Annotated in this window: 25 protein-coding genes; 20 read left to right on the top strand and 5 right to left on the bottom strand. The window is 67.3% G+C overall.

The genetic code is table 11. The features are described 5' to 3' along the window. Positions 1 to 28: 28 nt before the first annotated feature. The 6 genes from AC5Y5W_RS20955 to deoC all read left to right on the top strand — a co-directional run bounded on the left by AC5Y5W_RS20955 (position 29) and on the right by deoC (position 4,079). Positions 29 to 1,396, top strand: a complete 1,368-nt coding sequence (locus AC5Y5W_RS20955) for a DUF445 domain-containing protein (RefSeq protein WP_500011380.1) — start codon at positions 29 to 31, stop codon at positions 1,394 to 1,396. Between the two features lie 103 nt (positions 1,397 to 1,499). Further along, complete coding sequence (locus tag AC5Y5W_RS20950) at positions 1,500 to 1,901, top strand: helix-turn-helix domain-containing protein (protein ID WP_499887351.1); 402 nt, start codon at positions 1,500 to 1,502, stop codon at positions 1,899 to 1,901. 79 nt (positions 1,902 to 1,980) lie between these two features. Continuing rightward, positions 1,981 to 2,589: a heparin-binding hemagglutinin gene (locus tag AC5Y5W_RS20945; RefSeq protein WP_500011378.1), complete on the top strand. Its 609-nt coding sequence runs from the start codon at positions 1,981 to 1,983 to the stop codon at positions 2,587 to 2,589. 92 nt (positions 2,590 to 2,681) lie between these two features. Next, positions 2,682 to 2,972 carry a DUF2516 family protein gene (locus AC5Y5W_RS20940; RefSeq protein ID WP_500011505.1) on the top strand — a complete coding sequence of 97 codons (291 nt, stop codon included), beginning with the start codon at positions 2,682 to 2,684 and terminating at the stop codon, positions 2,970 to 2,972. 4 nt (positions 2,973 to 2,976) lie between these two features. Continuing rightward, the gene (locus AC5Y5W_RS20935; RefSeq protein ID WP_500011376.1) at positions 2,977 to 3,408 is read left to right on the top strand and encodes a DUF2599 domain-containing protein; all 432 of its coding nucleotides are present in this window, start codon (positions 2,977 to 2,979) and stop codon (positions 3,406 to 3,408) included. Beyond that, positions 3,408 to 4,079, top strand: coding sequence for a deoxyribose-phosphate aldolase (gene deoC / locus AC5Y5W_RS20930; protein WP_500011374.1), 672 nt, complete (start codon positions 3,408 to 3,410; stop codon positions 4,077 to 4,079). Before AC5Y5W_RS20935 ends, deoC begins: the two co-directional genes overlap by 1 nt. Here deoC and AC5Y5W_RS20925 read toward each other — a convergent pair. Further along, entirely contained in the window at positions 4,076 to 4,834 is a 759-nt protein-coding gene (locus AC5Y5W_RS20925; protein WP_500011372.1) for an LmeA family phospholipid-binding protein, read from the bottom strand. The two genes, deoC and AC5Y5W_RS20925, sit on opposite strands and share 4 nt — an antisense overlap. A 71-nt stretch (positions 4,835 to 4,905) precedes the next feature. Here AC5Y5W_RS20925 and AC5Y5W_RS20920 point away from each other — a divergent pair, with 71 nt between their 5' ends. Further along, positions 4,906 to 5,211, top strand: a complete 306-nt coding sequence (locus tag AC5Y5W_RS20920) for a hypothetical protein (protein ID WP_500011370.1) — start codon at positions 4,906 to 4,908, stop codon at positions 5,209 to 5,211. Between the two features lie 6 nt (positions 5,212 to 5,217). Here AC5Y5W_RS20920 and AC5Y5W_RS20915 read toward each other — a convergent pair whose 3' ends face one another. The 3 genes from AC5Y5W_RS20915 to AC5Y5W_RS20905 form a co-directional block, all read right to left on the bottom strand. Next, positions 5,218 to 6,135: an LmeA family phospholipid-binding protein gene (locus AC5Y5W_RS20915; RefSeq protein ID WP_500011368.1), complete on the bottom strand. Its 918-nt coding sequence runs from the start codon at positions 6,133 to 6,135 to the stop codon at positions 5,218 to 5,220. After that, positions 6,132 to 6,950 (bottom strand): carbon-nitrogen hydrolase family protein, encoded by an 819-nt coding sequence (locus tag AC5Y5W_RS20910; protein WP_500011366.1) that lies wholly within the window; start codon positions 6,948 to 6,950, stop codon positions 6,132 to 6,134. The genes AC5Y5W_RS20915 and AC5Y5W_RS20910 overlap by 4 nt, the downstream gene beginning before the upstream one ends. A gap of 84 nt (positions 6,951 to 7,034) precedes the next feature. Further along, complete coding sequence (locus AC5Y5W_RS20905) at positions 7,035 to 7,544, bottom strand: DUF2505 domain-containing protein (protein WP_500011364.1); 510 nt, start codon at positions 7,542 to 7,544, stop codon at positions 7,035 to 7,037. A 26-nt stretch (positions 7,545 to 7,570) separates the two neighbouring features. Between AC5Y5W_RS20905 and AC5Y5W_RS20900 the strand changes: the two genes are divergently transcribed. Beyond that, positions 7,571 to 8,635 (top strand): UDP-N-acetylmuramate dehydrogenase, encoded by a 1,065-nt coding sequence (locus tag AC5Y5W_RS20900; protein ID WP_500011362.1) that lies wholly within the window; start codon positions 7,571 to 7,573, stop codon positions 8,633 to 8,635. Positions 8,636 to 8,674: 39 nt separating this feature from the next. After that, positions 8,675 to 9,994: a L,D-transpeptidase gene (locus AC5Y5W_RS20895; protein ID WP_500011361.1), complete on the top strand. Its 1,320-nt coding sequence runs from the start codon at positions 8,675 to 8,677 to the stop codon at positions 9,992 to 9,994. Here the strand turns inward: AC5Y5W_RS20895 and AC5Y5W_RS20890 are convergent. After that, positions 9,972 to 10,718: an SDR family NAD(P)-dependent oxidoreductase gene (locus AC5Y5W_RS20890; protein WP_500011359.1), complete on the bottom strand. Its 747-nt coding sequence runs from the start codon at positions 10,716 to 10,718 to the stop codon at positions 9,972 to 9,974. The genes AC5Y5W_RS20895 and AC5Y5W_RS20890 overlap by 23 nt on opposite strands. A gap of 195 nt (positions 10,719 to 10,913) precedes the next feature. On the opposite strand from AC5Y5W_RS20890, the gene AC5Y5W_RS20885 reads away from it, so the two are divergent. The 11 genes from AC5Y5W_RS20885 to AC5Y5W_RS20835 all read left to right on the top strand — a co-directional run bounded on the left by AC5Y5W_RS20885 (position 10,914) and on the right by AC5Y5W_RS20835 (position 21,458). After that, entirely contained in the window at positions 10,914 to 12,203 is a 1,290-nt protein-coding gene (locus AC5Y5W_RS20885; protein ID WP_499895269.1) for an ROK family protein, read from the top strand. Between the two features lie 50 nt (positions 12,204 to 12,253). Further along, positions 12,254 to 13,603, top strand: a complete 1,350-nt coding sequence (gene mshA, locus AC5Y5W_RS20880) for a D-inositol-3-phosphate glycosyltransferase (RefSeq protein ID WP_500011503.1) — start codon at positions 12,254 to 12,256, stop codon at positions 13,601 to 13,603. 51 nt (positions 13,604 to 13,654) lie between these two features. After that, on the top strand, positions 13,655 to 14,161 hold the full coding sequence (locus AC5Y5W_RS20875) for a type III secretion system chaperone family protein (RefSeq protein ID WP_500011357.1): 507 nt from the start codon (positions 13,655 to 13,657) through the stop codon (positions 14,159 to 14,161). Positions 14,162 to 14,174: 13 nt separating this feature from the next. After that, entirely contained in the window at positions 14,175 to 14,915 is a 741-nt protein-coding gene (locus tag AC5Y5W_RS20870) for a phosphoglyceromutase (protein WP_500011355.1), read from the top strand. Between the two features lie 188 nt (positions 14,916 to 15,103). Next, the gene (locus tag AC5Y5W_RS20865; protein WP_500011353.1) at positions 15,104 to 16,330 is read left to right on the top strand and encodes a sensor histidine kinase; all 1,227 of its coding nucleotides are present in this window, start codon (positions 15,104 to 15,106) and stop codon (positions 16,328 to 16,330) included. A 73-nt stretch (positions 16,331 to 16,403) separates the two neighbouring features. After that, a complete protein-coding gene (gene regX, locus AC5Y5W_RS20860) occupies positions 16,404 to 17,087 on the top strand; it encodes a two-component sensory transduction protein RegX (RefSeq protein ID WP_500011352.1) in 684 nt (227 codons plus the stop codon). Positions 17,088 to 17,173: 86 nt separating this feature from the next. Continuing rightward, positions 17,174 to 18,136 carry an oxygenase MpaB family protein gene (locus tag AC5Y5W_RS20855; RefSeq protein WP_500011351.1) on the top strand — a complete coding sequence of 321 codons (963 nt, stop codon included), beginning with the start codon at positions 17,174 to 17,176 and terminating at the stop codon, positions 18,134 to 18,136. Positions 18,137 to 18,149: 13 nt separating this feature from the next. Next, positions 18,150 to 18,737 carry a TetR/AcrR family transcriptional regulator gene (locus AC5Y5W_RS20850; RefSeq protein WP_500011349.1) on the top strand — a complete coding sequence of 196 codons (588 nt, stop codon included), beginning with the start codon at positions 18,150 to 18,152 and terminating at the stop codon, positions 18,735 to 18,737. A gap of 67 nt (positions 18,738 to 18,804) precedes the next feature. Further along, positions 18,805 to 19,512 carry a TetR/AcrR family transcriptional regulator gene (locus AC5Y5W_RS20845; protein WP_500011347.1) on the top strand — a complete coding sequence of 236 codons (708 nt, stop codon included), beginning with the start codon at positions 18,805 to 18,807 and terminating at the stop codon, positions 19,510 to 19,512. 133 nt (positions 19,513 to 19,645) lie between these two features. Then, positions 19,646 to 20,533 (top strand): metal-dependent hydrolase, encoded by an 888-nt coding sequence (locus tag AC5Y5W_RS20840; RefSeq protein WP_500011346.1) that lies wholly within the window; start codon positions 19,646 to 19,648, stop codon positions 20,531 to 20,533. Positions 20,534 to 20,561: 28 nt separating this feature from the next. Further along, a complete protein-coding gene (locus AC5Y5W_RS20835) occupies positions 20,562 to 21,458 on the top strand; it encodes a metal-dependent hydrolase (RefSeq protein ID WP_500011344.1) in 897 nt (298 codons plus the stop codon). The last annotated feature ends 8 nt before the right edge of the window (positions 21,459 to 21,466 follow it).

Raw genomic sequence — 21,466 nt, 5'->3', positions numbered from 1 at the left:
CACTAGATACCTGATAGCGGATGATGGTGTGGTGGTACATCGAGCCAATCCGGCGGCCCGTCCGGCCGTGACGGACTTGATCCCGCTGCCGACGAGGGCGCGCCGAACTGCCGCGTCGCTGGCGGAGTCGTTCGCCGGGGCCGACCCGCAGGCAGACGCCGAGCGGCGCCGGGGACTGCGCCGGATGAAAGTCGTGGCGCTGAGTTTCCTGGTTGGCGCCACCGCGGTCTTCCTGGGTTGCCGGTGGGCTCAGACCGGCGGCACCGCCCCCACGTGGGTGGGTTATGTCGGTGCGGCCGCGGAGGCGGGCATGGTCGGTGCACTAGCGGACTGGTTCGCGGTCACCGCGCTGTTCAAGCATCCGCTCGGTATCCCGATTCCGCACACCGCGATCATCAAGCGCAAAAAAGACCAGCTTGGCGAGAGCCTTGGGACGTTCATCCGGGAGAACTTCCTGTCGCCGCCGGTCGTCGAGACCAAACTGCGGGATGGTCAGATCGCCGGACGGTTGGGCAAGTGGCTGTCGGAGACCTCTCATGCCCAGCGGGTGGCCACCGAAACGGGCACGGTGCTGCGGGTGCTGGTGGAACTGATGCGCGACGAGGACGTTCAGCAGGTCATCGACCGGATGATCGTGCGGCGCATCGCCGAGCCGAAGTGGGGTCCGCCGGCGGGCCGGGTGCTGTCCACCTTGCTGGCCGAGAACCGGCAGGAGGCGCTCATCCAGTTGCTGGCCGACCGGGCGTTCCAGTGGTCGCTGAACGCCGGAGAGGTGATCCAACGGGTGGTTGAGCGTGACTCGCCAAGCTGGTCGCCGCGGTTCGTCGACCACCTGGTCGGCGATCGCATCCACCGCGAGCTGATGGATTTCACCGACAAGGTCCGCCGCGACCCCTTCCACGAGCTGCGTCGCTCAGCCACTCGCTTTCTCTTCGAGTTCGCCGACGATCTGCAGCACGACGAGGCCACCATCGCCCGGGCCGAGGCCGTCAAGGAGCAACTGATGGCCCGCGACGAGGTCACCAACGCCGCGGCGACCGCTTGGAAGACGCTGAAACGGCTGGTGCTCGAGGGCGTCGACGATCCGTCCAGCGCGCTGCGCACCCGCATCACCGATGCCGTGGTGCGTATCGGCGAATCGCTGCGCGACGACGCCGACCTGCGCGACAAGGTGGATAACTGGATCGTGCGCGCCGCCCAGCACCTGGTCTCCCAGTACGGGGTGGAGATCACCGCCATCATCACCGACACCATCGAGCAGTGGGACGCCCAGGAGGCCAGCCGCCGCATCGAATTGCACGTCGGCCGCGATCTGCAATTCATCCGGATCAACGGGACCGTGGTGGGTTCGCTGGCTGGCCTGGCGATTTATGCGATTGCCCAGCTCGTGTTCTGAGTTGTGCTAACTAGTGCTTGCAAAAGTTAGCACTTGGTCGTACTGTGGTGCGCGTCAGCACCGACGACCGACGCCGCCGGGCGAATGAACCAAGGAGTCACTGATGCAGCAGGAGGAGAAACTTGCCGCAGTGGTGTCGACTGCTGCGTCAGACATCGGCAGTTTCATCAGGACGCAGCGCGAGGCGGCGCAGGTGTCGGTGCGGCAGTTAGCGGAGAAGGCCGGTGTCAGCAACCCGTACCTCAGCCAGATCGAGCGGGGCTTGCGTAAACCCTCCGCTGACGTGCTCAACCAGATCGCCAAGGCGCTGCGGGTCTCTGCCGAGGTGCTCTACGTGCAGGCCGGGATCCTTGAGCCCAGCGCGACCAGCGAAGTCCGCGACGCCATCGTGACCGACACGGCGATCAGCGAACGGCAGAAACAGGTTCTGCTCGACATTTACACGTCCTTCGTGCAACAAAACGAAGCCGCCCGTGAGGAGACCAAGTCTGCTGAGCCTGCTTGATGCTGCCTAATTCATGACGTTTGGGTATGCCAAACATCTGACCGCCAACACGTAAAACGATCCACGAAAGGGAAACACCATGGCCGACAACCCGACCATCGACGATCTGAAAGCCCCGCTGCTTGCCGCGCTGGGCGCCGCTGACCTGGCCCTGGCCACCGTCAACGACCTGCTCGCCGAGCTGCGCGAGCGCGCGGGGGAAACCCGCACCGACACCCGCAGCCGCGTCGAGGAGAGCCGCGCACGCCTGACCAAGCTGCAGGAGGACCTGCCCGAGCAGCTGCGTGAGCTGCGTGAGCGATTCACCTCCGAAGAGCTGCGCACGGCTGCCGAGGGTTACGTCGAGGCCGCGACCAGCCGCTACAACGAGCTGGTCGAGCGCGGCGAGGTCGCCCTGGCGCGGCTGCGCAGCCAGGCGGGCTTCGAGGACGCGTCGGCCCGTGCCGAGGGGTACGTCGACCAGGCGGTCGAGTTGACCCAGGAGGCCCTGGGCACCGTGGCGTCGCAGACCCGCGCCGTCGGCGAGCGTGCCGCCAAGCTGGTCGGCATCGACTTGCCCAAGAAGGAGCAGCCGGCCAAGAAGAGCGCCGCCAAGAAGGCCCCGGCCAAGAAGGCTCCGGCCAAGAAGAGCGCCGCCAAGAAGGCCCCGGCTAAGAAGGCTCCGGCCAAGAAGGTCACCCAGAAGTAAGCGGCTTCACCCACCACTCGACTCCGAGTTGCCCCTCCTGGGGTGGCTCGGAGTCGACGTTTTGAAGGGCGTCCGCATACGCTTACAGGGTGATGCTCCAAGGTTTGGTCGGCACCATCCTGATGATCGTGCAAGTCGCCGTAGTGGTGACGTCCGTCTATGCGTTCGTGCACGCGGCAATGCAGCGCCCTGACGCCTATCCCGCGGCGGGCAAGCTCACCAAGCCGGCGTGGCTGGGAATCCTGGGCGGCGGTATCGCGGCGTCCTCCGTGCTGGCTTTCCTCCTCGGCGTGCTGGGTCTGGCCGCCGCTGCCTGTGCGTCGGGTATCTACCTGGTCGATGTTCGGCCCAAACTTCTTGAAGTTCAAGGTAAATCGCGCTAGTCGGATGCGAGCGCTCGCTGTGCCGGCGGCGGCACTTCCGGCGCTGCTGGTCGCCGCCCCGGTGGTCGCCGACCCGGGCGCTGCGGGGCCGTCGACGCCCGGATACGCACCGCCGTTTGTGGACCACGCCGAATGGGTGCAATGGGGCCGGCAGTCCAGCCTGCGCGTCTACCCCACCGCGGCGGCGCGCGCTGCTGCCAGGCAGGCCGTCACCGACAGCACGGCCACCGACGAAGCCTGGTCCGAGGTCGTGAGCCGGGCACCCAACGCCGACACCCCTGGTATGCGGGAGCAGTTTGTCTGCCACTGGCAGGTGGCGGAGTTCGTGCAGCCCGGTAAAACCAGCTGGAATCTGGAGCCGTGGCGGCCGGTTGTCGACCCGACCGAGATGATCGGTTCCGGCTGCAACCCCGGCGGCTGGGAAGAACCGTTCTAGTGCCGGGCCCACTGACCCGCCCGCAGGTGGCGGCACGCGTCGACCACACGCTGCTCAAACCCGAAGCCACCGCCGCCGACGTGGCCGCCGTCGTCGCCGAAGCGGCCGAATTGGGCGTGTACGCCGTCTGTGTCTCCGCGTCGATGGTCCCGGTCGCAGTCCGCGCCGGCGATGCGCGAATAGCCGCCGTCGCCGGCTTCCCGTCCGGTAAGCATCTGGCAGAAGTGAAGGCCCGCGAAGCGGCGCTGGCGGTGGGTTCCGGCGCCAGCGAGATCGATATGGTGATCGACATCGGCGCGGCCGTTGGGGGCGACGTCGACGCCGTGCGATCGGAGATCGCCGCGGTGCGCGCCGCGGTACCAACCGCGCTGCTCAAGGTGATCGTGGAGTCAGCGGCGCTGCTGGCACTGGCCGATGAGCGCACACTGGTCGCGGTCTGCCGCGCTGCCGAGGACGCCGGCGCCGACTTCGTCAAAACCTCGACCGGCTTCCATCCGGCCGGCGGAGCCTCGGCGGCCGCCGTGGCGCTGATGGCCGACGCCGTCGGTGGACGGCTCGGGGTCAAAGCCAGCGGCGGCATCCGCACGGCCGGTGACGCCCTCAGCATGCTCGACGCGGGTGCCACTCGACTCGGCTTGTCTGGCACCCGCGCCGTGCTCGACGGGCTTTAGAGGTTGTCGAAGCAGGAGTCCTGACTGGACGACGACGACGCCGGGATCGTCGCGTTTTGCGTCGAGAACGTGGCCTCGACCCCGGAATCGGTGACCTTCACGCTGTCGGCGTGGATACCCAACGGGTAATTCTTGGTCGCCTTGGAGGTGAGGTCGTCGAGGTTCTTTTGCACCGTATCCGTCGACATCGTGGAGCCCAGCGCTTTCAGGTCGACCACCTGCAGCGAAACCCCGTTGTCGGCGAGCTGCGGCTTGACGGTGGCACTGTCCAGCAGGCCCTTCAGTTTGATGGTGCCGTCGCTGGGATTGGCGGTGACTTTGCTGGTCACCAGGTTGCCGATCACCGGGATGGCGTCCTGGATCGACTCTTTGATGCCGTCCGTCGACCAAGTGATCGTGCCGTTGAGCGACCCGATCGTGCCCTTGGTGTTGCCGCTGCCGTTCAGATTGACGTCATGGATGTTCAGGTTCAGCGTCATACCCTTGGCGCTGCGGATCTGATTGCCCGCCGTCTGCACGGAGATGTTGGTGTAGTGGCTGTTGATGTACTGCCATAGCACCGGCGGCGTGGCGGCGAAGGACACCTTGGCGCTGTCCTGCACCTCGCACTGCACCGCGTTGGCCACCTTGCTGTCGGCGGCGTGGCGGGTGTACAACTCGGCGCCGATCAGCCCGGCGAACACCACGAGCAGCACAATCACCAGGATCAGCAGGATCGACGTCCGGTTGCCGGAAAATCGGGTGAGCACGTTCATTGGCTTGTCTTTGGGCTCTGTGGACTCCGCTGGGGTGGGCAGCTTCGTGGTGGCCGGCTCCGGTCGGTTGGGTGGCGGGGCCGGTTGGCGCGCTTGCGGCTGCGGCGGACGCCCCGGCTGCTGATGCGGTGGCGGCCCGGCCTGGCGCGGCGGCGGGGGAGGCGGACCGGGTGGCTGCGGCCGGTTCGGCGGGGGCGGCGGCTGCGGGCGCCCGCGCTGGGGAATCCGTTCGGTGGGGGACTGGGAGGGGCCTGGACCTGGCCGCGGCTGACCAGACGGCCCTGACGGGCGAGCCCATTCCGACGGGTCGCCGCCCGAAGGCCCTTGCGGTGTCGTCACCAGCGCGATTGTGCCTTACCGAGCTGAACGAAATCTGAAAATGGTCACAGGTTGGCGAAGCAGGGATCGGATTGCCCGGGCGGAATAGCGGCATCGCGCGTCGAAAAGTGGGCCGCCACACCATCTTCGGTGACTTGCACGCTGTCGGCACGAATACCCAACGGATAGTTGTTGGTCAGCCGGGAGGCGAAGATGTCCAGCGCCGATTGCGCGGTCTCGCTTGGCACCGTGACGCCCATCGCGGCGACTCTGACGACCTGCAGCCATAGCCCGTTGTCGGCGACCTGCGGTTTGACGGTGACGCTGCCCAGGCCCAGCCCGCCGTTGAGTTCGATCGTGCCGGCACTGGGGTTGGTGGCGACACTGTTGACCAGGCCGCCCACGAACGGAATGGAATCCGCCACGGTTTCCTTGATGCCGTCGGACGTCCAGGTGATGTCGGCGTCCAACGCGCCGATCGTGCCCTTGGAGTTCGCGTCGCCGTGCAGGTCGACGTCATCAATCAGGATGTCGGCCTTCATCCCCTTGGCGTCGCGGACCTGGTTGCCTGCGGTGTGGATCGAGATATCCCGATAGTGGCCCATGATGTGCTGCAGCAAAAACGGAGTGGGGCCGAACGACACGCTGACCTTGTCGTGCACCACGCATTCGGTCGCCGCGGCCACCACACTGTCGGCCCGATGGCGGGCATAGATTTCGCCACCGACCAGCCCCGCGATCGTCAGCGCGACCACGATCACCAGAACCAAAACGATCGAGACCGGGTCGCGCAGCCAACGGCGCCTGTTCTTCACTGGTGCGTCCTCCGACGGCGGCAGTTGCGACGTTGACTCGGTCGGGGCGTCGTCCGCCGGTGGCGAGTCGGCCTGATCCGGTGCGGACGGTTGCGCAGCACCACCTTCACTGCCGGGGCGAGCCCATATCGACGGGTCGTCGTGCGGTGGTTCCGGCGGATTCGTCACCCGGGCGATTCTGCCTCATCGGCGTCAGCGAAGTCGGCCTGGTTGCGCAGCACCGCGATGGTGTCACGGGCGGCTTGCACGCGGTCCAGGTCGATGTCGGCGACCAGCAGCGCAGGGTCGGCGCCTGCGGCGGCCACGATCTCGCCGAACGGTGAGACCACCAGGCTGCCGCCCACCCCGGTCGGGGCGCCCGAGCCGCTCAGTTGCCGGCCGGGATCGGCCTGCCCGGCCGCGACGACGTAGCTGGTGGAGTCCAGCGCCCGCGCGCGGGCCAGCAATGTCCATTGGTCGAGCTTTCCGGGGCCGGAGCCCCACGACGCGGCGACGGCGATCAGCTGAGCGCCGCGGCGCGCCAGCGCGGTGTACAGCTGGGGGAACCGGATGTCATAGCAGGTGGTCAGCCCGACCCTGATCCCGTCGACGTCGATCAGCACCGGCTCACGGCCCGGCGCGACGGTGCGTGACTCGGTGAAACCGAAGGCGTCGTAGAGGTGGATCTTGTCGTAGTGCGTATCGGTGTCCGGGCCGGCTGCGAGCAGCGTGTTGGTGACCCGGCCGTCGTCGGCGGGGGTGAACATGCCGGCGATCACGGTGATGCCGGTGTCGGCGGCGATCCGGCGCACACCGTCCGCCCACGGCCCGCCGACCGGCTCGGCGATCGGCGCCAGCGGCACCCCGAACCGGCACATCGTGGCCTCCGGAAACACCACCAGCGCCGCACCGGCGTCGGCGGCGCGGCCGGTGTCGTCGCGCACCAGCTGGAGGTTGGCTGCCGGGTCGGTGCCACTGAGGATCTGCGCCACCGCAATCCGCATGCCCACCAGCCTAAAACTTTGCCGAACGTCGACTTGTCGGGCAGAAATGCGCCAAATCGCCCAACAACTCGACGTTCGGCGTCATCACGCGTTCTCGTCGATCCACATGGTGGTGAAGCGCTGCTCGGCGATCAACAACTCGACGAGCTGGCTGCCGATGAAGTTCTCCAGCTTGCCGCCGACGAGCGGGATCCGAACCTCGACAGTGGCCCGGAATGTCAACCGCGCCCCGCCCGATTCGGCCACCGGCTCCAGCACGGCGGTACCGGTCAGCGCGGCCGGCGCGTCCAGGATCGAGCCGACCACGGTGGCAGTGGCGGCGCCGTTGCTGATCGGGTCCCAGGTCTCCTCGCGGCGGACGCACAGATCGCCCCGGTGAAACTGGGTGACCACGCCGGGCAGCCGGTCGCTGCGCAGCACCTGGGTGGTGATCACGTCGATCGTGCCGTCCTCGACGCGCATCGAGTCCAGCATCGCGTCGTCGGCGCCCGAATCGGCCAGCCGGGCCAGCCAATACGACTCGTCGCTGAACGCTCGAAGAACCTCTTCGACGGTTGCCCCGTAATCGGTGGACATGTCGAATGAACGCGGCATAGCAAATCACGCTACCGTTACCGCCCGTGGCGGGAACGTTGTTCGCCGGTGCGCATGTCGCCGAGAAGGTGCCGCTGGCACCGCTGACCACCTTGCGGGTCGGCCCGATTGCGCAGCGCGTCATCACCTGCTCGAGCACCGAGCAGGTGATCACCACGCTGCGCCAGCTGGACGCCGAGGAGTGCCGCCCGCTGCTGGTGTTAGCCGGTGGGTCCAACGTGGTGATCGCCGATGCGCTGACCGATCTGACGGTAATTCGCTTGGCCGCCAACAATATCCGTATCGACGGCAACATCGTGCGGGTCGAGGCCGGTGCAGTGTGGGATGACGTCGTCGTCGCATCCATCGAGCACGGTCTCGGCGGGCTGGAATGCATGTCGGGCATCCCCGGTTCGGCGGGCGCGACCCCGGTGCAAAACGTCGGTGCGTACGGGGCGGAGGTCGCCGACACCATCACCCGGGTGCGGCTGCTGGATCGGCGCAGCGGCGAGGTGCGCTGGGCGGCGCCCGGCGAACTCCGCTTCGGCTATCGCACCAGCGTGCTCAAACACTCCGAGGCGGCCGTCGTGCTCGAAGTGGAGTTCGCGCTGGATGCCGCCGGCCGCAGCGCACCGCTGCGCTACGGCGAACTGGTCACCGCGCTGGACGCGACGGCAGGCCAACGGGCCGAGCCTGCGGCGGTGCGAAAAGCAGTGCTGGCGCTGCGGGCCCGCAAGGGCATGGTGCTCGACTCGGCCGACCACGACACCTGGAGCGTGGGATCGTTTTTCACCAATCCAGTTGTCGCGCCTGAGGTTTACCAGCGGCTGGCGGACGAAGCGCATCGTCCGGTGCCACACTATCCGGCGCCAGACGGCGTAAAGCTGGCCGCCGGCTGGTTAGTCGAGCAAGCCGGCTTCGGCAAAGGCTATCCGGGCGCCGAGGAGGCGGTCTGCCGGCTGTCGACCAAGCATGCGCTTGCTTTGACCAACCGCGGTGGCGCCACCGCCGCTGACGTGGTGTCGCTGGCCCGCACAGTGCGCGACGGAGTCCGTGATGTGTTTGGCATCACATTGATGCCCGAACCGGTGCTGGTCGGCTGCGTCCTGTAGCGCGCGCGTGCACGGGGTAGGTCGTTTTCGCCGGTATCTTTGTGTGTCGTGAACACAGCGCGTGACCTGCCGCCGATCAACCGGCGCCGGGTTTTGACGACGCTGGCGGTGGGGATGTTCGCGCCGAACCTTTTGGCGGCTTGTGTCGGGGGATCAAGCAAACAATCGGAGAAGGCCAAACCACCCCCGGCGGCCAGTTTGACGTTCCGGCCGGCCGACAAGGCCGAGGATGTGGTGCCCACGGCGCCGATCAGCGTCGAGGTGCGCAACGGCTGGTTCCAGAAGGTGGCGTTGACGAATACCGCCGGCAAGGTGGTGGCCGGTGCGCTCAACCGCGACCGCACCGTCTACACCATCACCGAGCCGCTTGGCTACGACGCGTCCTACAGCTGGAGCGGTTCGGTGGTCGGCCACGACGGCAAGGCGGTCCCGGTCGCCGGGAAGTTCATCACCGTCACCCCCACCAAGCAGATCGACGGCGGCTTCCAGCTCGCTGACGGGCAGACCGTCGGGGTCGCCGCGCCGATCATCATCCAGTTCGATGCGCCGATCGCGGACAAGGCGGCAGTCGAACGGGCGCTGAAAGTCACCACCGACCCGCCGGTCGAGGGCAGCTGGGCGTGGCTGCCTGACGAGGCCGCCGGAGCCCGCGTGCACTGGCGCACCCGCGAGTACTACCCGGCGGGCACCAAAGTCAACGTCGACGCCAAGTTGTACGGGCTGGAGTTCGGCGACGGCGCCTACGGCAAACAGGACATGAGCTTGAACTTCGAGATCGGCCGCCGTCAGGTGGTCAGGGCCGAAATCTCCTCGCACCGCATCCAGGTGGTCAGAGACGAAGGCGTCATCATGGACTTCCCGTGCAGCTACGGCGAAGGCGACAAGGCGCGCAATGTCACCCGCAACGGCATCCACGTGGTCAGCGAAAAATATGCGGACTTCTACATGTCTAATCCTGCCGCGGGCTACAGCAACATCCACGAGCGCTGGGCCGTGCGCATATCCAACAACGGCGAGTTCATCCACGCCAACCCGGCAAGTTCTGGCGCACAAGGCAATTCGAACGTCACCAACGGGTGTGTCAACCTGTCAACGTCCGACGCCGAGCAGTACTTCAACAGCGCGATCTACGGCGACCCGGTCGAGGTGACCGGCAGCCGGATCGAGCTGTCCTACGCCGACGGTGACATCTGGGACTGGGCGGTGGACTGGGACACCTGGGTGGGGATGTCGGCGCTGCCGCCAGCCAACGGGTCCAAGCCGTCACCGGCCTCGATGCCGCGCAGCGCGCCCGCTACCCCCAAGGATGCGCCCACGTTGTCGGGCACCCCGACGACTAGCGTCCGACCCGGCGGCTAGCGCTCGCCTGATCGCGCGGCCGGATCACGATCTGGTCGAGGTTGACGTGCGACGGCCGCGACGCCACGAACCCGATCACCTCGGCGATGTCGGCGGCCACCAGCGGCGTCATCCCGGCATAGACGGCGTCGGCGCGCTGCTGGTCACCGCCGAACCGCACCAGCGAGAACTCGGTTTCGACGGCGCCGGGCGCAATTTCGGTGAGCCGCACCGGCTTTCCCAGCAATTCGCCGCGCAGCGTGCGGTGCAACGCGCCCTGCGCATGTTTGGCGGCCGTGTAGCCGGCGCCGCCGTCGTAGATCTCCATCGCCGCCACCGAGGTGACGGTGACAATCAGGCCGTCGCCCGACGCGATCAGTTTGGGCAGCAGTGCGCGGGTGACTCGCAGCGTGCCCAGCACATTGGTCTCCCACATCCACCGCCAGTGCGCCAGGTCGGCGTCGGCCACCGGCTCGAGGCCCTTGGCGCCGCCGGCGTTGTTGACCAGCACGTCGACCCGGTCCAACTGGCCCGCCAGCGCGTCGACGGCGGCATCGTCGGTGACGTCGGCAGCCACGGCGGTGCCGCCGATCTCATCGGCCAGCGTGGTGATCCGGTCGGCCCGCCGCGCCACCGCCACGACGTGGAAGCCCTGGGCAGCGAGGGTTCGCGCGGTCGCCTCACCGATCCCGGCGCTGGCCCCGGTGACCACGGCGATGCGCTGGCCTGACTCCGCTGATCTCATCGGAACGACTTTAGTAACCGTGCTAAATTCCTCAGTGTGTACCTGAGCGCATTGTTCGGTCTGACGTCCGCGTGTCTGTTCGCGGACTGCGCGTGTTGTCGCCGCGCAGTTTGCCGCGCCTGACCGGCCTTCCCAACAACCGAAGCCGGAGCGCGGCCAGACCCCGCCATCGGATCCCGGAGAAGGACACACCCCGTGCGCACAACCGCTCTCACCGCCTCACCCCATAGCAGTCGGCCGTCGCTGCGAATGCGCCACGTCGTGACGCCGTCGCTGCACCTGTCCGACACCGCCGCGGCCTCGGTATTCCGGGCCGTGCGGCTGCGCGGGCCGATCGGCCGCGACGTCATCGCGCAGACCACCTCGCTGAGCATCGCCACGGTGAATCGCCAGGTGATCGCGTTGCTGAACGTCGGACTGCTGCGAGAGCGCGCGGATCTTGCCGTGGCGGGCGCGATCGGCCGTCCGCGGGTGCCCGTCGAGATCAACCACGAACCGTTCATGACACTTGGCATCCACATCGGTGCGCGAACCACCAGCATTGTGGCCACCGACCTGTTCGGGCGGACGCTGGACGCCGTCGAGACGCCCACGCCGCGCAGCGGTCAGGCACCTGCCCTGGCCTCGCTGGCCGACGGCGCCAGCCGGTACCTGAGGCGCTGGCATCGGCGTCGCCCGCTCTGGGTCGGGGTGGCCATCGGTGGGGCGGTCGACGGCGCCAGCGGGCACGTCGACCATCCCCGGCTGGGCTGGCGGGAGGCGCCGGTGGGCCCGGTGTTCGCCGACACGCTGGGTCTGCCGGTGTCGGTGGCCTCCCATGTCGACACCATGGCGGGAGCCGAGTTGCTGCTCGGCATGCGCCGGTTGGCCGCCAGCACTTCGACCAGCTTGTACGTCTACGCCCGCGAGACCGTGGGCTATGCACTGGTGATCGGCGGGCGGGTGCACAGTCCGGCGAGCGGGCCGGGCACCATCGCGAACTTGCCCGCGGCCTCGGAACTGCTTGGCGGGTCCGGGCAGCTGGAATCCACCGTCAGCGACGAAGCAGTGCTGGCCGCCGCGCGGCGACTGCGGATTCTGCCCGCCGCCCGCGCCGGCGGTGCCACCGGCACGGTCACCGAGCTGCTGCGGGTCGCACGTAACGGCAACCAGCAGGCCAAAGACCTGCTGACGGAGCGGGCCCGCGTACTCGGTGAAGCGGTCGCGCTGCTGCGTGACCTGCTCAACCCGGACGATCTGGTCGTCGGCGGGCAGGCGTTTACCGAGTATCCGGAGGGTATGGCGCAAGTGGAGGCGGCGTTCGCGGCACGCTCGGTGCTGCCGCCGCGCGACATCCGGGTCACCGCGTTCGGCAACCGGGTCCAGGAGGCCGGCGCCGGCATCGTGTCGCTGGGCGGGCTCTACGCCGATCCGCTCGGCGCGATGCGCCGGGCCGGGGTGCCCGGTTCGGCACTGATAGATACCGACCACGAGTCGTCGGCCTGACGTGGGACGTCGGGTGGTGCTGCAAAGATGACGGGGTGCCTCCGACTGAGATTTCCCGATTGGAGCCCCACCGGCCGGACGCCGCGGAGTTGACCGGTCTGCGGCGGGTGGCGGTGCTGTCGGTGCACACCTCCCCGCTGGCCCAGCCGGGCACCGGGGATGCCGGCGGAATGAACGTCTATGTGCTGCAGACCGCCCTGCATATGGCGCGGCGGGGTGTGCAGGTAGAGATCTTCACTCGGGCCACCGCGTCCACCGACCCGCCGATCGTGCCGGTGGCGCCGGGCGTGCTGGTACGCAACGTGGTGGCCGGCCCCTTCGAAGGCCTGGACAAATACGACCTGCCCACCCAGTTGTGCGCCTTCGCGGCCGGGGTCCTGCGCGCCGAAGCCGCCCACGAGCCGGGCTACTACGACATCGTGCACTCGCACTATTGGCTGTCGGGACAGGTCGGCTGGCTAGCCCGCGACCGCTGGGCGGTGCCACTGGTACATACCGCGCACACGCTGGCCGCGGTCAAGAACGCGGCATTGGCCGACGGTGACGCGCCCGAGCCTCCGCTGCGCTCTGTCGGCGAGCAGCAGGTTGTCGACGAGGCCGACCGGTTGATCGTCAACACCGAAGACGAAGCCGCGCAACTGGTTTCGCTGCATCAAGCCGACCCGGCCGCTATCGATATCGCCCACCCCGGTGTCGACCTGGACGTGTTTCGGCCCGGTGACCGGCGCGCCGCCCGTGCTGCGCTGGGCCTGCCGTTCGACGAGCAGGTGGTGGCCTTCGTCGGGCGGATTCAGCCGCTGAAGGCGCCCGATATTCTGCTGCGCGCCGCGGCGCGACTGCCGCGGGTGCGCATCGTGGTGGCCGGCGGGCCATCGGGCAGCGGTCTGGCCGCGCCGGACGGGCTGGTTCGGCTGGCCGACGAATTGGGTATCACCGCCCGGGTGACGTTCCTGCCGCCGCAGTCGCGGGTGGAACTGGCCAGGCTGTTCCAAGCCGCTGACCTGGTGGCGGTACCCAGCTATTCGGAGTCGTTCGGCCTGGTCGCCGTGGAGGCGCAGGCGTGCGGAACACCGGTGGTGGCCGCCGCCGTCGGCGGATTGCCGGTGGCGGTGCGCGACGGGGTCAGCGGAACGCTGGTGTCCGGTCACGACGTCGACCGGTGGGCCGATGCGATCGACGAGTTGCTGGAACTGGGTGCGGGAGCGCGGGCGGCGGCCTTGAGTCGCGCGGCGGTCGAGCACGCGGCCACGTTCTCCTGGGACAACACCGTCGATGCGCTGCTGGCCAGCTACCGCCGGGCGATCAGCGAGTTCACCGCCCGTCGTCCGGTGCATGAGCTGGCATCGGCGCGGCGAGTCCGGCGCTGGGCGCCGCGCCGGGGGCTGCGAGCCGCGCCGTGACTCGCGCCGACGACGATGATGCTGGCGCAGCCAGGATTGAGGAGTGGCGCCATGACTGACGTTCAGCGGGTGATCGAGGATGCGCTGGACTCCAGCAAGCTGACGTATTCCCGGCATGCGGGCGCCCACGGCGGGCTGCCCGGGCTGATCGTGGAGTTGCCCGGGGAACGCAAGCTGAAGACCAACACCATCTTGAGCATCGGCGAGCACTCGGTGCGGGTCGAGGCATTCGTGTGCCGCAAACCCGACGAGAACCACGAGGGCGTCTACCGGTTCCTGCTGAGACGCAACCGCCGCCTCTACGGGGTGGCCTACACGCTCGACAACGTCGGCGACATCTACCTGGTAGGTCGGATGTCGTTGGCATCGGTGGATGCCGCCGAGATCGACCGGGTGCTGGGACAGGTGCTTGAAGCGGTGGATTCGGACTTCAACACGTTGCTGGAGTTGGGTTTTCGGTCGTCGATTCAGAAAGAGTGGGAGTGGCGGGTGTCTCGGGGCGAGTCGCTGAAGAACCTGGAAGCCTTTGCTCATTTGATCGACGACGACGAGGACTGACAGACTCTCCGGCATGGCCACGCTGGTGCTGCTTCGCCACGGCGAGAGCGAATGGAACGCCCTCAACCTGTTCACCGGTTGGGTCGACGTCGACCTGACCGACAAGGGCCGCGCCGAGGCGATCCGCGGCGGTGAGCTGATGGTCGAACACGACCTACTGCCCGACGTGCTCTATACCTCGCTGCTGCGGCGGGCCATCACCACCGCAAATCTGGCACTCGACGTCGCAGACCGGCACTGGATCCCGGTGCGGCGCAGCTGGCGGCTCAACGAACGCCACTACGGCGCGCTGCAGGGGCTGGACAAGGCTGAGACCAAGGAACGATATGGCGAGGAGCAGTTCATGGCGTGGCGTCGCAGCTACGACACCCCACCACCGCCGATCGAGCAGGGCAGCCAGTTCAGCCAGGACACCGACCCGCGCTACGCCAATATCGGTGGCGGCCCGCTGACCGAATGCCTGGCCGATGTGGTGGCCCGATTTTTGCCGTACTTCACCGACGTCATCGTGCCTGACCTGCGGTCGGGCCAGACCGTGCTGATCGCCGCGCACGGCAACTCGCTGCGGGCGCTGGTGAAGTACCTGGACGGGATGTCCGACGAGGAGGTCGTCGGGCTCAACATTCCGACCGGGATCCCGCTGCGCTACGACCTGGACGCCGACTTGCGGCCCACCCTGGTCGGCGGCAGCTACCTCGACCCCGAAGCGGCGGCCGCCGGGGCGGCCGCGGTCGCCGGCCAAGGCGGCCGGTAGCGCCTACTCCAGTGGCCAGTTATGACACGCGACGCGGCCAAAAGTGTGCGATAACTGGCCAGTGGGCGGCCGCCTTGGGCGAACGTCGCGTAAACAGCAGTCGAATACATGGCTCGCAGCGTGTGACATGTCCGATTTTGGCCGCGCGCTACTGGGGTGAAGTTCACCGGGATTTGTAGGATTTTTATGTGACTGTGTTCTCGGCGCTGTCGCTGGCCGGGGTTTCGATCGTCCTGGCGCTGGCCGTCGGCATCGCCGTCGGTACCCGTCTGGCGCCGCGTGTGCTCGAGCGACGGCAGCGGGCAGCCGCAGACTGGGCCGGCATCACCGTCGCGCAGATGCTGCAGCGCATCGTCGCACTGACGCCGCTGGGCACCGCGGTGGTGGACGTCCACCGCGACGTGGTGTACCGCAACGACCGCGCCGACGAGTTGGGCCTGGTGCGCGACCGTCAGCTCGACGACGAGGCCTGGCGGGCGGCGCGCCGGGCGTTGGCCAGCGGCGATGTTGCCGAGTTCGACATGCAGCCCGCCAAGGGCTCGGCGCCCGGCCGGTCGGGGCTGTCGGTGCGCGGCGAGGCGCGACTGTTGAGCGAGGAGGATCGCCGCTTCGCCGTCGTCTTCGTCTACGACCAGTCCGAGTACGCCCGGATGGAGGCGACCCGTCGTGACTTCGTGGCCAATGTCAGCCATGAGCTCAAGACCCCGGTCGGTGCGATGGCCGTGCTCGCTGAGGCGCTGTTGGCGTCGGCCGACGACCCGGAAACCGTGCGCAGGTTCGGTGAGAAGGTGCTCGTCGAGGCCAACCGGCTCGGGGACATGGTCATTGGGCTCATCGAACTGTCCCGGCTACAGGGCGCCGAGCGATTACCCGATCTGGGCGCCGTCGATGTGGATGCGATTGTCTCCGAGGCGATTTCTCGCCATAAGGTGTCCGCAGAAAGCGCCGATATCGAGGTCCGCACCGACGAGCCGAGTGGCCTGCGGGTGCTGGGCGACCAGACCTTGCTGATCACGGCGCTGGCCAACCTGGTGTCCAATGCCATCGCCTACTCGCCGCGTGGGTCGCTGGTGTCGATCAGCCGTCGCCGACGCGCCGATTCCGTCGAGATCGCGGTCACCGATCGCGGCATCGGCATTGCGCGCAAAGACCAGGAACGGGTCTTCGAGCGGTTCTTCCGCAGCGACAAGGCACGGTCACGGTCCACTGGCGGCAGCGGGCTGGGCCTGGCGATCGTCAAGCACGTCGCCGCCAATCACAACGGCAGCATCGGGCTGTGGAGCCAGCCCGGGACCGGCTCGACGTTCACCCTGTCTATCCCGATGTACGTCGATCCCGGCGACGAACCCGATCAACCGCCCGAGCCCCCGGCTCGGCCCAAGAGAGTCCAACGAGAGGAAGAACTGCGCCGATGACGAGCGGTGTCGACAACAGAGAAATGAGCGATGAGGCGGGGGTACCACCCGCTTGCGGGGGAGAGCGGCGCAAATGACCAGCGTGCTGATCGTGGAAGACGAGGAGTCGCTGGCCGATCCGCTGGCCTTCCTCTTACGCAAAGAGGGTTTTGATGCCACGGTCGTGACCGACGGGCCCTCAGCACTGGCCGAATTCGACCGGGTCGGCGCCGACATCGTGCTGCTGGACCTGATGCTGCCGGGCATGTCGGGCACTGACGTGTGCAAGCAGTTGCGTGCCCGTTCCAGCGTGCCGGTGATCATGGTCACCGCCCGCGACAGCGAAATCGACAAGGTCGTCGGACTGGAACTGGGCGCCGACGACTATGTGACCAAGCCGTATTCGGCGCGGGAGCTGATCGCCCGGATTCGGGCGGTGCTGCGCCGTGGCGGCGACGATGACTCCGAGGAAGTCGACGGCATATTGGAGTCCGGACCGGTGCGGATGGATGTCGAACGCCACATTGTCTCCGTGAACGGAGAGCCGATCACGTTGCCGCTCAAGGAATTCGACCTGCTGGAGTATCTGATGCGCAACAGCGGCCGGGTGTTGACACGCGGACAGCTGATCGACCGGGTGTGGGGCGCCGACTACGTCGGCGACACCAAGACCCTCGACGTGCACGTCAAGCGGCTGCGGTCCAAGATCGAGGCCGATCCGGCCAACCCGGTGCACCTGGTCACCGTGCGTGGGTTGGGCTACAAGCTCGAAGGCTAACCCTCCGCAGCTCGCCGGAAGCCGTTGACACGTTGACACGAAAATGTAGTCTTTGTGTCAAGGAGTCATCCGGCTAAGGAGTGGCCATGGGCGCCGGCACCGCACCGCACATCGATCCGGATCGCCTGGCGGGCCCGGTGCGACCCCGGGTGATGGCACAGTTTCGCAAGCACAGCGGCAGCGTGTTCGCTGGCGTCTTCGGAGCCGCAGCCTTCGACGAGGTGGCTCTGGTACCGGTGGCCGCCGCAGTCGACAAGACCGGTCGCTTCGAACGTAACTTCGCCGACCGCGGTGTGCGCAGCGGGTTTTCGGCGCTGTTGGCCATTTGGGGCGACGCCGACGACCGTGCGGCCGAGGGCGAACGCCTCAAGCTGCTGCACCGCGGCGTCCGCGGCCGCGGCAAGGGCGAGTTCGCCGATGTCCGCTACAGCGCCTTGAGCCCGCAACTGTGGAACTGGATCGCGGTCAGCGGGCTGTTCGTGGTGCTGCGGTCCTTTACGCCGGCCACCGGAATCGCGCTGACACCGGCCGAGGAGGAAGCGGCCTACCAGCAACTCGTCGCCGCGTTCAGCGCAATCGAACTGCCCGGCAAATCCGGCAAGCTGCCGCCGACATACGCCGATGCCATCCGCTACTACGACGACATGGTCGACACCCACCTTCGGGCCAACCCGTTTCTGGACCGGGTGACGGCCGGACTCACCCGGCTGCCCTTGCCGACACTGCTGTTGCCGACGCCGCTGCGGGCCGGCATCACCCCGTTGTGGTTCGCGGCGCGGCCGGTGGCCGGCCGGGTGGTGAAAGTGTGCTCGTTCGGCGTCATGCACCCGGGCGTGCGGGAACTGACCGGCTTCCGGTGGCAGGGCCGCCACGATCGCGAATTCGCGCTCTACACCCGCGTGCTGCAGCTGGCCTGGCGCGTGCTGCCGGACCGGCTGCTGCTGGTCCCGCTGGCCTACAACCGGCTGCAGTACGAGAAGCTGGTCAAACTGCACCGCTCGGTGGCACTGGACTCTATCGCCCCGCCCCGGGGCTGCCCCGTCGGCTGACAGACTGGTGCGGATGCGGCGTAAACGGAACACCACGAGCCCCACCGAGCAGGAGGAGGCCATCCTCAAGGCCGCTGCCGAGGAAGTCTCACTGGTCGGAGCCGGTCGCGCGAGCATGGACGTGATCGCGCGCCAGGCCGGCGTCAGCCGCAGCACGCTGTACCGCCGCTTCCCCAGCCGCGACGCGTTGATCACCGAGTTGGGCCGTCGCACTTTCGAATTCGCGATGGATCGGCTGCGCACTGTCGGCATCGATTCGGGTCCGAAAGACGCTGCGATAGCGGCCTTCTGCGAAGGTTTGCGGTTGTTGACCACCGAACCCGTGATGCGGAAATTCCTGGAGCTCGACGCCGACCTGTTGGCGGTGCCCGGCATCTTTGCCGAAGCCGAGGCGTTCCTCGACAGCGCGTCCGCGGCGATGGCCAAAGCGCTGCGCGCCGCCGGGGCGGCCATGCCCGACCACGACCTGGCAGCGGTCGCCGAACTGCACATCCGACTGGCTTGCTCACTTGCGCAGGTACCGAGCAAGGTCCTCGACGTGAGCGACGACGCCGCCGTTCGCGCGTACGCACGAACGCATCTGGCCCCGCTGGTTTGGTAGCGCTGCGTCGTCGTTCCGCGCCACAGAACGCACGGTCGTCCGGGTGTGGTGGATTACGATTGCGAACGTGTCGGCGGATGTAGCTCTCGGTCGCGGGCGGTTGCCCGCGTTGACCGGGGACGCCCGCGTCGACCGCTGGCGTGAGCACCGAGTTGCAGTGCGCGCCGAGTTGATTGAGGCGACGCTGCGCGCCATCGAGGAATACGGTCCGGACCTGTCGATCGACGACGTCGTCAAGACAGCGGCAGTTCCGCGCCCAAAGCTCTACCGGTTCTTCGCCGACAAGCATGCGTTGTTCACCGCGGTGGGTGAGCGAGCGCAGGAGATGGTCATCGAACGGGTCGTACCCCACTTCAACTTCGCGGGCACCGCGCTGGAATTGGTGCGCTCGGCAGTGGGTTCGTATGTCGACCTCGTCGACGAGCGGCCCAACCTCTTTCGCTTTCTGGTCGGTTCGCATTTCCGCGACGAGCATTCGCCCACCGAGCTGATCGACAATGCCAGACCGCTGTCAAACGCCACGGTCGACGTGGTGGCCGCGCTGTTGCGCACCCAGGGCGGGGACTCCGGTGACGTCGAGTACTTTGTCGACGCCGCGCTCGGGGCCGTGGCTCTTGGCGTGCTGCGTTGGCTCAACAGTCCGACAATCAGCAAAGACACCCTCGTCGAACAGCTGACCACTTTCCTGTGGGGTGCATTCTCGGCGTGCGCGGCGGCCCGCGGAGTGGACCTGGATCCCGACTCCAAACTGGATTCCCTCGCCGGCAACGACTAGGCCGCGCGCCGCCCGATAGAACACCCAGTCTCGTCGCACCGACCCCTTGTGCCCCCTTACGCCGCGCGGTAGTGTGCCAATACCGGTACTGCTAGTACTAGTTACTAACTGTTCGGGAAAGGCTGAGGTCATCATGACGGGCAAACTGCGCCGGAAACGTCCGGACGCCACAGCCACGCGCCCGAGTTATCCCACGACGCGACGGGTGCGCTTTGTTTTGGGCGAGGACCGCGCGTACGAAAAGTACTTCGTCAACGACGACATGGTGTTCAGTCACTTCGTGGCCGGGTTGTCCGGCTCCTTCCCGCCGGGAGAAGAGTCGTTCATCCGTTCGGTGCGCCGGTTCTCGGACCGCCTCGCCGACAAGGCGTTGCAACAGCGAGTTGCCGGCTTCATCGGTCAGGAATCCACTCACGGCCAACAGCACCGACAGATCAACGAGAAGCTGATCGAAATGGGTTACCCGATCGGGTGGTGGGATTCGAAGTCGTTCAAAGAACGGTTTATTCGCTTCGAACAGCGGCTGCCGAGCCGGGTGCACCTGGCCATGACTGCGGCCTCGGAGCACTACACGGCGGTGCTTGCCGAGCGGATACTTGGCCGTTCGGAGCTCCAGGAGATCCCGGGTGAGCCGGAGATATGGAACCTGCTCAACTGGCACGCGCTGGAAGAGCTTGAGCACAAGTCGGTGGCATTCGACGTCTACCGCGCGATGGGTGGGTCGGAACGTACCCGAATTGCCGTGATGTGGGCGATGATCGCGCTAACTTTTCCGATCACGCTGACCACGCTGGCGATCTCGCTGGCGCGCGACCCGATCGCGCGGCGGCAGCCATTGCGGCTTGCCCGGGAGGCGCGCGCATTGTTCGGTGGCCCGCTGTTCAGTGGCCTGATCTACGACCTGGCGAAATACCTGCAACCGGGATTTCACCCGGACGACATTGACACCCAACGATTGCTGCAGGAGTGGCAACAGGAATTGTTCGGTCCGCAAGGAGCCCTTGTCGACCATTTGAAGTGATCGAACACGACGCCCCAAGGAGACGAGCATGGCCGACAGGAACGTTGCTGTTGCGCGACAGGGAGATTCGGCCGCGATCGGCTATCCTAAGGTACGGCGTATCCGGTTTCGCTTCGGCGACCCGCAACCGATGAACCATCACTTCGTCGAGGGCGACATCGCTTTCAGCCACCTCGTGGCGTTCTTGTCGGCGGCTTTTCCGCCCGGGGAGGAATCGTTCATCAGGTCGGTGCGCCGCGTCGCCGATCGGGTGACCGATCCGGTGCTGAAGAAGCGGGTGGCCGGATTCATCGGCCAGGAGTCGGTGCACGGCCAGGAACACCGCCGGCTGAACGAAAAGCTCATCGAAATGGGCTATCCGTTCGTCCGGCTGTTGACCTTCCCCACCGACAGCCGTCGCCACCGGCTGATCCTGCGTCTGGAGAACCGGGCGCCAGCGCTGGTGCACCTGGCGATGACGGCGGCGGCCGAACACTACACCGCGACGCTGGCCGAGCGGGTGCTGTCGCGTGACGAGATCCAGGCGATTCCGGGCGATCCCGAGGTGTGGAATCTGCTCAACTGGCATGCCGTCGAGGAGCTGGAGCACAAGTCGGTGGCCTTTGACGTCTACCGTGCGGTCGGCGGTCCCGAGCGGATCCGGATCGGGGTGATGGCGGTGATGTATGTGCTCACCATCCCGGTGGTGACGGCGGCGACGGTGCTGTCGGTGCTAACCGACCCCAAAGGATGGCACCCGATCAAGGTGCTGCGCCAGACCATCGGCATCTTCCGGGGCCCGCTGGTGCGCGGCCTGATGGCAGACCTGCGCGCCTACATGCGGCCGGGCTTCCATCCCGACGACATCGATACTCGTCAGCTGGTCGAGGAGTGGCGCCAGGAGCTGTTCGGCGCTCAGGGGTCCCTCGTGGGTCACCTCAGGTAACGGGCGGT

The sequence above is a fragment of the Mycobacterium sp. NGS51 genome (assembly GCF_059812525.1).
This window is presented reverse-complemented; position numbering and strand designations above follow the sequence as displayed.

Bases quoted from the DNA above. Each gene is read 5' to 3' on its own strand.
- AC5Y5W_RS20855 (WP_500011351.1), top strand. From the start codon at position 17,174: ATGGGCGCCGGCACCGCACCGCACATCGATCCGGATCGCCTGGCGGGC.
- AC5Y5W_RS20850 (WP_500011349.1), top strand. From the start codon at position 18,150: ATGCGGCGTAAACGGAACACCACGAGCCCCACCGAGCAGGAGGAGGCC.
- AC5Y5W_RS20945 (WP_500011378.1), top strand. From the start codon at position 1,981: ATGGCCGACAACCCGACCATCGACGATCTGAAAGCCCCGCTGCTTGCC.
- AC5Y5W_RS20910 (WP_500011366.1), bottom strand. From the start codon at position 6,950: ATGCGGATTGCGGTGGCGCAGATCCTCAGTGGCACCGACCCGGCAGCC.
- AC5Y5W_RS20935 (WP_500011376.1), top strand. From the start codon at position 2,977: ATGCGAGCGCTCGCTGTGCCGGCGGCGGCACTTCCGGCGCTGCTGGTC.
- AC5Y5W_RS20940 (WP_500011505.1), top strand. From the start codon at position 2,682: ATGCTCCAAGGTTTGGTCGGCACCATCCTGATGATCGTGCAAGTCGCC.
- AC5Y5W_RS20835 (WP_500011344.1), top strand. From the start codon at position 20,562: ATGGCCGACAGGAACGTTGCTGTTGCGCGACAGGGAGATTCGGCCGCG.
- AC5Y5W_RS20950 (WP_499887351.1), top strand. From the start codon at position 1,500: ATGCAGCAGGAGGAGAAACTTGCCGCAGTGGTGTCGACTGCTGCGTCA.
- AC5Y5W_RS20890 (WP_500011359.1), bottom strand. From the start codon at position 10,718: ATGAGATCAGCGGAGTCAGGCCAGCGCATCGCCGTGGTCACCGGGGCC.
- AC5Y5W_RS20875 (WP_500011357.1), top strand. From the start codon at position 13,655: ATGACTGACGTTCAGCGGGTGATCGAGGATGCGCTGGACTCCAGCAAG.
- AC5Y5W_RS20840 (WP_500011346.1), top strand. From the start codon at position 19,646: ATGACGGGCAAACTGCGCCGGAAACGTCCGGACGCCACAGCCACGCGC.
- AC5Y5W_RS20870 (WP_500011355.1), top strand. From the start codon at position 14,175: ATGGCCACGCTGGTGCTGCTTCGCCACGGCGAGAGCGAATGGAACGCC.
- regX (WP_500011352.1), top strand. From the start codon at position 16,404: ATGACCAGCGTGCTGATCGTGGAAGACGAGGAGTCGCTGGCCGATCCG.
- AC5Y5W_RS20905 (WP_500011364.1), bottom strand. From the start codon at position 7,544: ATGCCGCGTTCATTCGACATGTCCACCGATTACGGGGCAACCGTCGAA.
- AC5Y5W_RS20925 (WP_500011372.1), bottom strand. From the start codon at position 4,834: ATGAACGTGCTCACCCGATTTTCCGGCAACCGGACGTCGATCCTGCTG.